Below are 12,684 nucleotides of genomic sequence, written 5' to 3' on the forward strand. Positions count from 1 at the left end.
AGGTGCGTCAAATGCAATTATGGGCGCAAGGGGGCTGCGTCAGCCGTCTGGCCCGCGCGCTCAATTCATAATCGGCATGGCTGTTGGCCGTGGTGGGGCCATGGTATATTTTCCCGGCCCCACCAGCGGCTGTGGCGTCTGCACCCTGCACCCGCCCCTGTTCGCACCGCCCGCCGCTGCTTGGATGCACCGACTTTTCTACACCGCCCACTGCCTCGTTATGCCCGCCAACCACCCCCACCCCACCCCGGTGCTCATCTTAGGTGCTGGCCTGCTGGGCCGCTTGCTGGGCTTGGCGCTGGCGCGCAGCGGCCACCGGGTCACGATCCACGAAGCGCGCGCCGAATCGGACCAAGGCGCCGCCGCCTGGGTGGCCGCCGCCATGCTGGCGCCGCTGGCCGAAGCCGCCGTGGCCGAGCCCAACGTCGTGCGCATGGGGCTGTACGCGCTGCCGCGCTGGCGCGAGCTCATTGCCTCTCTGCGGCAGCCGGTGTATTTTCAGCAAGACGGCACCCTGATTTTGTGGCACCGCCAAGACGCGGCCGAGGCCACGCGCCTGAGCCGCGTCTGGGCGCAGACGGTGCAGCAGGTGCCCGAACTGCAAGCGGCGCAGCCGTTGGACGCGCAGCAACTCGCCGCCCTCGAGCCCAGTGTGGCCGGGCATTTTCAGAGCGGGATCTATCTGCCCCAAGAGGGCCAGCTCGACAACCACCAACTGCTGCAGGCGCTGGCGGCCGAATTGCCAGCGCTCGGTGCCGATCTGCACTGGCTACAGCCCACCAGCCTCGCCCAAGCGCAAGACTGGCAGCGCACGCACGGCGGCTGGGTGCTCGACTGCCGCGGTCTGGGCGCGCAAGCCGACTGGACCGCCCCGGAGCAGCCGCTGCGCGGGGTGCGCGGCGAAGTCGCCTGCCTGTACGCCCCCGGCGTCACGCTCCAGCGCCCGACGCGGCTGCTGCACCCGCGCTACCCGCTCTACATCGCGCCCAAGCAAGACCATTTTTTCGTCGTCGGCGCAACCCAGATCGAGTCCGAGGATCTGTCGGAGGTCAGCGCGCGCTCGGCGCTCGAGCTGCTCAGCGCCGCTTACGCCGTGCACCCCGGCTTTGGCGAGGCGCGCATCGTTGGGCTGCAAAGCCAGTGCCGCCCCACCCTGCCCGACCACCAGCCGCTGGTGCGCGAGTGCGCGCCGCAGGTGCTGCAGATCAACGGCCTGTTTCGCCACGGCTACCTGATCGGGCCGGCGGTGTGCGACGCGGTGCTCGAGTACGTGCAGCAGGGCCAGCGCGACTTGGCTGAGCGGCTTGAATTGCGTTTTGAGCCCTGTGCACAGGTGCTTGCGGCTTGAGGCACACTTTGTGGTGCCGGCTTTAATGCCCGCCTCGATGCCCGCTTTGACTGCACCCTAAACCATTCCCCCATGAGCACATCCCCCGAAGCCACTGCCCCCTTGCAAGTCTGGCTCAACCAGCAAGCCTTGGAGCTGCCCGCAAGCGCCACGCTGGCCGATGCGCTGGCCGCCGCGCGCCCGACCGAGCCCTTTGCTGCCGCCCTCAATCTGCAATTCGTCCCCAAAAACCAGTACGCGCAGACTGCGCTGGCCCAAGGCGACCGGATCGAGCTCATCTCCCCCGTCACCGGCGGCTGAGCGCGCCGCTTGCAGCATGAACCCCAACCCCGCCGCCCACACCGCCACCACCCCACCGCCCCTGGCACATGCGGCCTCTGCGGCCCACGCCACCGACCCCCTCATCCTCTACGGCCAGCATTTTTCCAGCCGCTTGCTGCTGGGCACGGCGCGCTACCCCTCGCCGGCGCTGCTCGAACAGGCCGTGGCGGCCGCGCAACCGGCCATGCTCACCGCCGCGCTGCGGCGCCAGAGCGCTGGCAACGCCGAGGCCAGCCGCAGCTTCTGGACGCTGCTGCAAAACATGCAGACGCCGCTGCTGCCCAACACCGCCGGCTGCCACAGCGTGCAAGAGGCCATCAGCACGGCCGAAATGGCGCGCGAGCTCTACGGCACCGACTGGATCAAGCTCGAGATCATCGGTGACGACTACACCCTGCAGCCCGACACCCTCAACCTCGTCGGCGCCGCCGACCAACTGCTGCGGCGCGGCTTCAAGGTGCTGCCCTACAGCACCGAAGACCTGGTGCTGTGCCTGCGCCTGGTCGATGTCGGCTGCCAGGCCGTGATGCCGTGGGCGGCCCCCATCGGCACGGGCAAGGGGCCGCTGAACCCGCTGGCGCTGCGCACCCTGCGCGAGCGCGTGCAGGTGCCGCTGATCGTCGATGCCGGGCTCGGCCTGCCCTCACACGCTTGCCAGGTGATGGAGTGGGGCTACGACGGCGTGCTGCTCAACACCGCCGTGGCGCTGGCGCTCGACCCGGTGCGCATGGCGCAGGCCTTTGCCGCCGCCGTGCGCGCCGGGCGCGACGCTTTTTGGGCCGGCACCATGACCCCGCAAGACAGCGCCCAGCCCAGCACGCCGGTGCTGGGCACACCGTTTTGGCACCAGCCCTGAAAGGCCTCAGAGCGCTCTGGCCCGCCCCGATGCACCCCAACCCCGCCGTGGCCTACGCCCCCGCCGCCCCCGCCGCCCTCGACGCCTTGGTGCGCCAGCACGCCGCTTTGGCCATCGAAGCCCAAGCCGACCCCGGCGCCATGCCCGCCAGCGACAGCGCTTACGACGTGGCCTGGGCGCTGGCGCGCCGGCTGGGCTTCATCGAGGCCGACGCCGCCGTGATCGCGCAGGCTTGGGCTAGGCGCAGCGCGCGCGAGGGCCACTGGCGCGCCGACTGGCCCGACGACCCGCTGGACTTTGGCTTGGGCACGGCGGCTGCAGCAACCCAGCCCGGCAGCGCCGCCGAGCACCCAGCCGCAACCAACAGCCCCCCGCCCTTTGCCTCCCACCCCGACGGGCTGGGCCTGTACGCCGTTTTGCCCAACGCCGCTTGGGTGCAGCGCATGGCCGCCGCCGGCGTACCGACACTGCAACTGCGCTACAAACCCAGCGCGAACCCCGGCCCCGGCACCCCGCCCGAGGCCGAAGTTCTGGCGCAAGTGCGTGCCGCCGTGGCCGGGGTAGCGGGTACGGCCAGCCGCCTGTACATCAACGACCACTGGCAAGCCGCCATACAAGCCGGGGCCTACGGCGTGCACCTAGGCCAAGAAGACCTCGACGCCCTGGAACCCGAGGCGCTGGATGCGCTGCGCGCCGCCGGTTTGCGGCTGGGCATCAGCACCCACGGCTACGCCGAACTGCTGCGCGCCGCCGCCCTGCGCCCGAGCTACATCGCGCTGGGCGCCGTGTTTCCCACCACCCTCAAAGCCATGCCCACCGCACCCCAAGGCTGCGCCCGGCTGCGCGCCTACGCCCAACTGCTGGCGCGCCTGCGCCCGGCCATCCCCACGGTGGCCATCGGCGGCATCGGCCTCGAGCACTTGGGTGCCATCGCCGCCAGCGGCGTCGGCTCCTTTGCCGTGGTGCGCGCCCTCACCGCCAGCCCCGACCCCGCCGCCGCTGCCCAAGCGCTGCAGCGGCGCTGGGCTGAACTTAGGCCCCTGACGGGCGCTTGACTCCAAACCGGTGCCGCAGCTGCTCGATCAGGCAGCTTGGTTGCGATTTTTCCACCAATCGTATTACGACTGACTCGCATTTGTCTTATAATGCAGCTTAAACAGCACCCTGTCTATGCCGTCCACCCACCCGCCGACCCTCGTGGTCAACCCCGCCGAATTGCCGCGTCAGCCGGTGCACGCCGGGGCGGCGCAGCGCTGCATTCTGCTGTCCTCATTGCAACCCGGCGGCATCGCTGCGCTGACCGAAATCCCGCCCCACGGCCGCATCGCGCCCCACGGCCACGCGCACCCCGACTGGGTGCTGCTGCTGGTGGTGCGCGGCCCGGTGCTGTATGCCGACGGCACCCACTTTGACGCCGCCGCGCTGCGCCCGCATGAGGCCGGCACCTTGCTGCTGATCCCGCGTGGTAACACGCACTACTTGGCCGCGCAAGAAAACGGCGCGTTGCTGCTGGCCATCCCGACGCTGCGTGCCGCGCTGCCTGCAAGCCTGGTGGCGCGCCTGCCCGCGCTGGAGCCTACAGCCCCCCCTACCGCTGCACCGCAGCCCTGAGGCGCCACGTGCTGCAACCATTTGCCTTTAACCCCTAGGATCCATCCGATGAGCTTGTCCCGCCGCCACCTTCTGGCCAGCAGTGCGCTGCTGGCATTGCCTGCGCTGCCCGCATTCGCCCGCCCCGGCGAACTGGTGCTTTGGGGCCCGCCTTCCACGCCCAGCGCGGTGCTTGCCGTGGCGGTGCAACAGGGCTTTCTGTCAGCGGTCGCGGGCCAGGTTTCGGTGCGCGTCTGGCGCGACCCGGACGAGCTGCGCGCCGGTCTGGCCGCCGGCAGCATCCAGGCCTCGATCGTGCCGACCGTGACGGCGGCCAACCTGCACAACCGCGGCTTGGGGCTGCGCCTGCTCAACGTCATGACCGATGGCCTGAACACCATCGTCGCGGCCGAACCGATGGCCGACCTGAACGCGCTGCGCGGACGCACGCTCGCCATGCCGTTCATCAACGATTCGCCCGGGTTGGTGTTTCGCCGGTTGGCCCGTGCTGAAGGGCTGGACCCGGCGCGCGACCTGCGCATCCAGCCCGCCGGCACCCCGGCCGAGGCGGCGCAACTGCTGCTGGCCGGGCGTGTCGATGCCGCGATGCTGCCCGAGCCTGCGGCCAGCGCCGCCCTGATCGGCGCTGCTCGCGCCGGCCGCACGCTGGTTCGCGCCTTCGACGTGCAAGCCGCCTTCGGTCGGCACTTTGGTCATGCCAGCGTGCCCCAAGCCGGGTTGGCGCTGCGCGACGGCTGGCGCACCGAGCACCCGCAAGCGGTCGAGGCCCTGCAAGCCGGTCTGGTGCGCGCCGTCGCCTACGCGCGCGCCAACCCAGCCGCGGCGGCCCAAGCCGCAGCCGGCGTGCTCGGCCTGCCGGCGCCGGTGATCGAGCAGTCGATTGCCCACTCGCTCCTGGTCGCGCACCGCGCACGCCAGGCGCGACCGGCGCTCGAGACCTATCTGCGCGTGGTGGCCGAAGGCAATATCGGTCTGATCGGCGGCCGCCTGCCCGCCGATGACTTTTACCTATGACTTGGCTCGGTCGGCTGGGCAACTTTTTGTGGTCGGGCTGGGCCGGGCTGGCGGGGCTGTGCCTGCTGGCTGCGGCTTGGCAGGCCGGGCATGAGGCCTACGGCAGCTTCATCCTGCCGGCCCCGGTCGCGACGCTACAGCAGATCGGCGCGACCCTGAGCGACCCGCTTTTTGCCGAGGCAACCAGCACCACCGCGCTGCGCGCCGCGACCGGCTTTGCAGTCGCCGCCAGCATCGGCGCCGTGGTCGGCATCGCCGCCGGTTACTCGATGGCCACGCTACGCGCCGCGCGGCCCCTGATGACCGTGCTGCTGGGCGTGCCACCCATCGCTTGGATCGTGCTGGCGATGATCTGGTTTGGCGCTAGCGACGGCACGGTCGTGGCCACGGTGGTGATCGCCGCAACGCCGATCGTCTTTGGTGCCGCCGCCCAAGGCATCGCCACGCGCGAACGCGGGCTCGACGACATGGCGCGCGTCTTTGGCGCTTCGGCGCTGCAGCGCTTTTACCACCTGTCGCTGCGCCATTTGGCTGCGCACCTGTTCCCGGCGCTCGCGGTGGCGCTGGGCACTGCGGTCAAGGTGGCGGTGATGGCCGAGCTGCTGACCAACACCGGCGGCATCGGCACCGAACTGGCCAACGCGCGCGCGCGCCTCGACGTCACGGCAGCGATGTCGTGGGTGCTGATCGCCGTTGCGCTGCTGCTGGTGCTCGAGTACGCGCTGCTGCAACCGATCCGCTCCCAGCTCGAGCGCTGGCGCAGCGCCGCCCAGCCTTGGGGGGTCAAGCGTTGAGTCGGCCGCCCGTACTGGTGCTCGAAGGCATCGGCCACGCCTACTTCGGCCGCTACGTGCTCGAAGGCGTGCGGCTGCGCCTGCACGCCGGCGAGGTCGCGGCGCTGCTCGGGCCTTCGGGTTCGGGCAAATCGACGCTGCTGGCGATCGCCGCAGGCATCCTCGACCCGCTGCGTGGCACGCTGGAGCGCGGCTACCGCCGGCACGCGATGGTCTTTCAGGAACCGCGCCTGCTGCCCTGGGCGACTGCGGCCCAGAACATCGCCTACCCGCTGCGGCTGTCCGGACTGGGGCGAGCGGCGCGGGACGCGCGCGTGGCCGAGGTCGCGGCGCTGGCGCATTTCGACCCCGCCGACCTCGGCAAGTACCCGGTCGAGCTCTCGGGTGGCATGCGCCAGCGCGTGGCGATCGCGCGGGCGCTGGCGCCAGCGCCCGACTTCGTCTATTTCGACGAACCCTTCACCGCGCTGGACCCGGGCTTGCGCCGTGCGATGCAAGATTTGGTGATCGAAGCCGCCAGCCGCCACGGCTTTGGCGCGCTGTTCGTGACCCACGACGTGCAAGAAGCGGTGCGCATCGCCCACCGCGTTTTGGTGCTCGACGCCGGTGGCCGTGGCTTGGCCGGCGAGCGTGTCGTGCCCGGCGTTCCCGGCGCACGCGATGCGCGCACAGTGTTCGAGACCGCCCACGGCTGGCTGGCCCACGATGCGTTGTTTCAAGCCGTCGAGGGCAGCGACGAAAGGACGGCCGGATGGAGTTGAAACCGCGCCTGCAACGCATGGGCGCGGGCCTGACGTTCGAGGCCTTGCGCCTGTTCTTCCCGCTGGCGGCGTTGCATGCCGCGCTCTGGCCGCTGCTGTGGGTGCTGCTGCTGGGCTACACCTTACCCAGCGCTGCCGGCATGCCAGCGGCGCTGTGGCACGGCAAAGAGATGATCTACGGCGCCTTTGGCGCGGCGCTGATCGGCTTCGTGCTCTCGGCCATGCCAGAGTGGACCGGCACCGCCCGCCTGAGCGGGCGCGCGCTCTGGGCGCTGGCCAGCGCTTGGTTGCTGGCGCGCCTGATTGGGCTGTGGGGCGCCGAAGCGCTGCTGCCGCTGGCTGCGGCCCTAGACGCCTTGCTCTACGGTGGCTTGGCGGCCTATGCGAGTTGGCTGGCGTGGAGGCGACCGGTGGCGCGGCTGTGGGCCTTTGCCGGCTGGCTGTGGGCCTTTGCTGCGGTGGCGCTGGGGCTGCGTTTCGCGTTCTGGCACGACGACGTCGCGCTGGCCTCGGCGGCGCTGCACGCAGCGGTGCTGGTCTTTCTGGCACTGATGGCGCTGTCGCTGGCGCGCATCTTGCCAGCGGTGCTGAACCTAGTGCTGGACCCGACGCAGGCCAGCACGCCGTTTCGGCCGCACCCGGGCCGACGCAACCTCGCGGCCGGCTTGGTCGCGGTGGCGCTGGCGGCGCATTTGCTCGGCCTGTCGAACGCGGTGCAGGCCTTCTTGCTGCTGGGCGCTGGCGCGGCCTTCCTCGACCGGATTGGCGACACCTTCATCGGCTGGCGCTTTTTCAGGCCCGAGGTGCTGGTGCTGGCCGGCGCGGCCGCACTCGCTGGCATCGGCCTGATTCTGATGGGGCTGGGGCGCCTAGGCAGCGGCGCGGCGGCACTGGCCGGGCTGCACGTCACCGTCATGGGCGGCTTGGGCTTGGCGGTCATCGGTGTGCTGGCGGTGGCCGGGCGGCTGCACACCGGGCAGTCGGTGCAGCTGCCGCCCAGCGCCGTCGCCGCCGCCCTGCTGCTGGTGGCGGCGACGGCGCTGCGTGCGGCTCCGGCGCTGGGCATGGACGCGACCTGGGCCTACGCCGCCGCCTCGGTGCTGTGGGCAGCGAGCTTTCTGCTCTGGCTCACGGGCTACCTGCCCGCCATGGCCGATCCGGCCCGGCGCGCGCACGACAAATGCGGCTAGGGCGGGCGGCACCGGCGCCGCAGCCACGCGCCGCAGCCACTGCCCAGCGCAGTAAAATTCGCGCCACCCTCAACCCACTGCCCCTACCACCATGTCCCTTTTTGCCGCCGTCGAAATGGCCCCGCGCGACCCGATTCTGGGTCTGAACGAGCAGTTTGCCGCCGACCCCAATCCGCACAAGGTCAACCTCGGCGTGGGCGTCTATTACGACGACAACGGCAAACTGCCGCTGCTGCAGTGCGTGCAGCAGGCCGAGCGCGCCATGCTCGAACACCCGGCCGCGCGCGGCTACCTGCCCATCGACGGCATCGCCGCCTACGACAACGCGGTCAAGGCGCTGGTCTTTGGCGCCGACAGCGAGCCCGTGCGCAGCGGCCGCATCGCCACCGTGCAGGCCATCGGTGGCACCGGTGGGCTCAAAATTGGCGCCGACTTTCTGCGCAAGCTCAAGCCCGGGGCCCAAGTGCTGATCAGCGACCCGAGCTGGGAGAACCACCGCGCCCTCTTTACCAGCGCCGGCTTCGACGTCGGCAGCTACGCCTACTACGACGCCAAGCGCCTGGGCATCGACTTCGAGGGTATGCTCGCCAGCCTGCAAGCCGCCAGCCCCGGCAGCATCGTGCTGTTGCACGCCTGCTGCCACAACCCCACCGGCTACGACCTCAGCCCCGAGCAGTGGGACCGCGTGGTGGCGGTGCTGCAGGCGCGCGGCCACACGCCCTTCCTCGACATGGCCTACCAGGGTTTTGGCCACGGCATCGCCGAAGACGGCGCCGTGATCCAGAAGTTCATCCAATCCGGGCTCGACTGCTTCGTCGCCACCAGCTTTTCCAAGAGCTTCAGCCTCTATGGCGAGCGCGTGGGCGCGCTGTCGGTGCTGTGCCAAAGCAAGGACGAAGCGGCGCGCGTGCTGTCGCAGCTCAAACTCGTGATCCGCACCAACTACTCCAACCCGCCCACCCACGGCGGCGCGATCGTGGCCGTGGTGCTCAACGACCCGACCCTGCGCGCCCTGTGGGAGCGCGAACTGGCCGAGATGCGCCTGCGCATCCAGTCGATGCGCGCGCGCCTGGTGGCTGGCCTCAAAGCCGCCGGCGTGCAGCGCGACATGGGCTTCATCACGCAGCAGATCGGCATGTTCAGCTACTCGGGCCTGAGCAAAGAGCAGATGGTGCGTCTGCGCAGCGAGTTCGGCGTCTATGGCACCGACACCGGCCGCATGTGCGTGGCCGCGCTCAACAGCAAAAACATCGATTACGTCTGCCGCTCGATTGCCGCGGTGCTCTAATGGCTGGCGCATGCAAGCGCCCCTCGAACCTGCCCTCTGTGGTTGCTTGTGCCGCTTTCGTCGCTCGCCCACCCGTGTTGTCGCTGAAAGGTCAGGACAAAATCAGCGCGGCCTGATATATTGTTGCTGCACTGCACTATTTTTACGAGGTGAGCCGATGCTGTACCAGATTTATGAAAACCAGCGCTCGCTGATCGAGCCCTTTTCCGACTTTGCGCAAATGACCGCCAAGTTGTTTGCCAACCCGCTCTCGCCGCTGGGCCAGGTGCCGATGGCGCAACGCATCGCCGCCGCCTACGACCTCGTGCACCGCTTGGGCAAGGACTACGAAAAGCCTGAGTTCGGCATCCGCCACGTGGACATCGAGGGCCAGCACGTGGCGATCGACGAGCGCATCGAGATCGACAAGCCCTTTTGCGAGCTGCGCCGCTTCAAGCGCTTTTCTGACCACCCGGCCACGCTGACCCGGCTCAAAACCCAGCCCGTGGTGCTGATCGTGGCACCGCTGTCGGGCCACTACGCCACGCTGCTGCGCGACACCGTGCGCACCATGCTGCGCGAGCACAAGGTCTATATCACCGACTGGAAAAACGCGCGCATGGTGCCGCTGTCCGAAGGCGATTTTCACCTCGACGACTACGTCAACTATGTGCAGGAGTTCATTCGCCATCTGCAGCAAAAATACGGCAACTGCCACGTCATCAGCGTTTGCCAGCCGACCGTGCCGGTGCTCGCGGGGGTCTCGCTCATGGCCAGCCGGGGCGAACTCGCGCCGCTGTCCATGACCATGATGGGCGGCCCGATCGACGCGCGCAAATCACCCACTTCGGTCAACAACCTGGCAGCGCAGCGCAGCTTCGAGTGGTTCGAGAACAACGTCATCTACCGCGTGCCGGCGAGCTTTCCCGGCGCTGGGCGGCGCGTCTATCCGGGTTTTTTGCAGCACAGCGGCTTTATCGCCATGAACCCGGACCGCCACGCCAGCAGCCACTACGACTACTTCCGCGACCTGATCAAGGGCGACAACGAGAGCGCCGAAGCGCACCGCCAGTTCTACGACGAGTACAACGCCGTGCTCGACATGGACGCGCACTACTACCTCGAAACCATCAACACCGTGTTCCAAGAGTTCAAACTCGTCAACGGCACTTGGGATGTGCGCAACGAACAGGGCGCGCTCGAGCGCGTGCGCCCGCAAGACATCAAGCACACCGGCTTGCTGACCATTGAGGGCGAGCTCGACGACATCTCGGGCTGTGGCCAGACGCACGCTGCGCACGGGCTGTGCACCGGCATCGAAGACCCGAAGCAGCGCCACTTCGAAGTGCCGGGTGCCGGGCACTACGGAATTTTCAGCGGCCGGCGCTGGCGCGAGCAGGTCTATCCGGTGGTCAAGGCCTTTATTGTCGAGCACGAACCGAAGTCGGCCGCGGGCATCGAGGCGGCGCGCTTGGGCGCGGCAGAACTCGACGACGGCGATTCGGATGAGACTGCTGCTGCCGCAGCCCCAACCGCGCCGTCCAGCCCGACACGCGGGCGCACAGCACGCAAACCCGCTGCCGGTGACTGATAGCCTGGTCGAACACCTAGACGCGCTGCTGCCGCAGACGCAGTGCCGGCGCTGCGGCTACCCAGACTGCCGCAGCTACGCCCAGGCCTTGGCCGCCGGCACTGCCGAAATCAACCAGTGCCCACCGGGGGGCGAGGAAGGTGTGGCGCGCTTGGCTGCCCTGCTGGGCCGCCCCGCCCTGCCGCTAAACCCGGCCCACGGCCTCGAGGGCCCCATGACGGTGGCGGTGATCGACGAGCAGTGGTGCATCGGCTGCACCCTGTGCCTCAAAGCCTGCCCGACCGACGCCATCGTGGGCGCGCACAAGCGCATGCACACCGTAATCGACGCCTATTGCACCGGCTGCGATCTGTGCCTGCCGGTGTGCCCGGTGGACTGCATTCAGATGGTTCCGGTGGCGGCCGCAAATGGCGCTCAAGGCGATCAAGGTATCCACGGCACGGCCTCCACGGCCACCGGCTGGGCCGCTTGGAGCCCGGCGCAAGCCGAGCAAGCCCGCCAGCGCTACATTGCCCGCCAAGCGCGCCTGCAGCGCACCGAGGCAGCGCACCAAGCGCGCCTGCTGGCCAAAGCCGAGGCCAAACTGGCCGACCTGCCCGCGCACTCCAAACACACCGACCCGGTGGTGCTGGAGCGTAAACGCACACTCGTCGAGGCGGCGCTGGCGCGCGCTCGGGCGGCTCAGGCCGCCAAGATGCAAGAGCGGTTGCCTCGATCCGAGGCCAACGAAGGCAAGGCCCATCAAGCTTAGCAGTAACGAGCAGAGCTGCCACAAAAAGCGGCTACTCAGCAGCGGGAATCAAGCAGCCACTTGATCGGGTGCCGGCTGCGGCGCCTCGGGCGCGGCGCCCTGCGCGCGCAGCCCCAGGCGGGCAAACAAGGCGCGGTCGCGCGCGGCCTGCGGGTTGGCGGTGGTGAGCAGCCGATCGCCATAAAAAATCGAATTCGCCCCGGCGGCAAAGCACAGCGCCTGCAGCGCGTCTTCCATCTGCTCGCGCCCGGCCGACAGCCGCACCAACGCACGCGGCATGGTGATGCGCGCCGCGGCGATGGTGCGCACGAACTCGAACGGGTCGATCGGCGCGGCGTCGGCCAAGGGGGTGCCGGGCATGGGCACCAGGTTGTTGATCGGCACCGACTCGGGGTAGGGCTCGAGGTTGGCCAACTGCGCCAGCAAGCCGGCGCGTTGCGCCCGCGTTTCGCCCATGCCGACGATGCCGCCACTGCAGACCTTGATGCCGGCCGAGCGCACGTGCTCGAGCGTGTCGAGCCGGTCTTGGTAGGTGCGCGTGCTGATGATCTGGCCGTAAAAATCGGGCGCGCTGTCGAGGTTGTGGTTGTAGTAATCGAGCCCGGCGGCTTTGAGCTGCTGCGCCTGCTCGGCCTCGAGCATGCCCAGCGTCATGCAGGTTTCGAGCCCGAGCGCGCGCACGCCCTGCACCATTTCGGTCACGCGCTGCAGATCGCGCATCTTGGGGCTGCGCCAAGCCGCGCCCATGCAAAAGCGGCTCGCGCCTTGGGCCTTGGCGGCGCTGGCGGCTTGCAACACCTCGTCGAGCGGCAGCAGCTTGCTGGCCTCGACGCCGGTGTCGAAATGCGCCGACTGCGGGCAGTAGCCGCAGTCTTCGGCACAGCCGCCGGTCTTGATCGAGAGCAGGGTCGAGAGCTGCACCGCGTTGGGGTCGAAATGCTGCCGGTGCACCTGCTGCGCCTGGTGCAACAAGTCCATGAAAGGCAACGCAAACAGGGCTTCGATGGCGGCCACCGACCAGCGCGGCGCCGCAGTGGCTTGGGCAGCTGTGTCGGCAGCCTTGGTGGCCGCGTGGCGGGCGTCTGCACCCGGCGCAGAGCCGCCGGCACGGCGCAGGGCAGAGACATCGATCGGGGTGGCGCAAGTGCTCATAGGGTGGGTTCGTAGGGCTAAAAAGTTG

The 12,684-nt window shown here is 69.2% G+C and carries 13 protein-coding genes; 12 read left to right on the top strand and 1 reads right to left on the bottom strand.

The window, feature by feature from the left end; translation table 11 throughout:
* Positions 1 to 220: 220 nt before the first annotated feature.
* The 12 genes from SMCB_RS06245 (at position 221) to rsxB (ending at position 11,504) form a co-directional block, all read left to right on the top strand.
* A complete protein-coding gene (locus SMCB_RS06245) occupies positions 221 to 1,348 on the top strand; it encodes an FAD-dependent oxidoreductase (RefSeq protein ID WP_045535797.1) in 1,128 nt (375 codons plus the stop codon).
* Positions 1,349 to 1,420: 72 nt separating this feature from the next.
* Positions 1,421 to 1,648, top strand: a complete 228-nt coding sequence (thiS, locus tag SMCB_RS06250) for a sulfur carrier protein ThiS (protein ID WP_420834888.1) — start codon at positions 1,421 to 1,423, stop codon at positions 1,646 to 1,648.
* Positions 1,649 to 1,664: 16 nt separating this feature from the next.
* Positions 1,665 to 2,525 (top strand): thiazole synthase, encoded by an 861-nt coding sequence (locus tag SMCB_RS06255; RefSeq protein WP_082027273.1) that lies wholly within the window; start codon positions 1,665 to 1,667, stop codon positions 2,523 to 2,525.
* A gap of 29 nt (positions 2,526 to 2,554) precedes the next feature.
* Positions 2,555 to 3,580, top strand: a complete 1,026-nt coding sequence (locus SMCB_RS06260) for a thiamine phosphate synthase (protein ID WP_045535798.1) — start codon at positions 2,555 to 2,557, stop codon at positions 3,578 to 3,580.
* A gap of 115 nt (positions 3,581 to 3,695) precedes the next feature.
* Positions 3,696 to 4,136, top strand: a complete 441-nt coding sequence (locus tag SMCB_RS06265; RefSeq protein ID WP_045535799.1) for a cupin domain-containing protein — start codon at positions 3,696 to 3,698, stop codon at positions 4,134 to 4,136.
* A 48-nt stretch (positions 4,137 to 4,184) separates the two neighbouring features.
* A complete protein-coding gene (locus tag SMCB_RS06270) occupies positions 4,185 to 5,150 on the top strand; it encodes an ABC transporter substrate-binding protein (protein WP_045535800.1) in 966 nt (321 codons plus the stop codon).
* Positions 5,147 to 5,944 carry an ABC transporter permease gene (locus SMCB_RS06275; RefSeq protein WP_034112393.1) on the top strand — a complete coding sequence of 266 codons (798 nt, stop codon included), beginning with the start codon at positions 5,147 to 5,149 and terminating at the stop codon, positions 5,942 to 5,944. Before SMCB_RS06270 ends, SMCB_RS06275 begins: the two co-directional genes overlap by 4 nt.
* On the top strand, positions 5,941 to 6,705 hold the full coding sequence (locus SMCB_RS06280) for an ABC transporter ATP-binding protein (protein WP_034112391.1): 765 nt from the start codon (positions 5,941 to 5,943) through the stop codon (positions 6,703 to 6,705). Before SMCB_RS06275 ends, SMCB_RS06280 begins: the two co-directional genes overlap by 4 nt.
* The gene (locus tag SMCB_RS06285) at positions 6,696 to 7,895 is read left to right on the top strand and encodes an NnrS family protein (protein ID WP_045535801.1); all 1,200 of its coding nucleotides are present in this window, start codon (positions 6,696 to 6,698) and stop codon (positions 7,893 to 7,895) included. Before SMCB_RS06280 ends, SMCB_RS06285 begins: the two co-directional genes overlap by 10 nt.
* A 91-nt stretch (positions 7,896 to 7,986) precedes the next feature.
* On the top strand, positions 7,987 to 9,183 hold the full coding sequence (locus SMCB_RS06290) for an amino acid aminotransferase (protein WP_045535802.1): 1,197 nt from the start codon (positions 7,987 to 7,989) through the stop codon (positions 9,181 to 9,183).
* 157 nt (positions 9,184 to 9,340) lie between these two features.
* Positions 9,341 to 10,753 (top strand): polyhydroxyalkanoate depolymerase, encoded by a 1,413-nt coding sequence (locus SMCB_RS06295; protein ID WP_045535803.1) that lies wholly within the window; start codon positions 9,341 to 9,343, stop codon positions 10,751 to 10,753.
* A complete protein-coding gene (rsxB, locus tag SMCB_RS06300) occupies positions 10,746 to 11,504 on the top strand; it encodes an electron transport complex subunit RsxB (RefSeq protein WP_045535804.1) in 759 nt (252 codons plus the stop codon). The genes SMCB_RS06295 and rsxB overlap by 8 nt, the downstream gene beginning before the upstream one ends.
* Positions 11,505 to 11,552: 48 nt before the next feature.
* On the opposite strand, the gene bioB is transcribed toward rsxB, so the two are convergent.
* Positions 11,553 to 12,656 carry a biotin synthase BioB gene (gene bioB, locus SMCB_RS06305; protein ID WP_045535805.1) on the bottom strand — a complete coding sequence of 368 codons (1,104 nt, stop codon included), beginning with the start codon at positions 12,654 to 12,656 and terminating at the stop codon, positions 11,553 to 11,555.
* Positions 12,657 to 12,684 lie beyond the last annotated feature (28 nt).

It is taken from the genome of Serpentinimonas maccroryi (assembly GCF_000828915.1).
In the GTDB taxonomy this organism is placed as follows: Bacteria; Pseudomonadota; Gammaproteobacteria; order Burkholderiales; family Burkholderiaceae_C; genus Serpentinimonas; species Serpentinimonas maccroryi.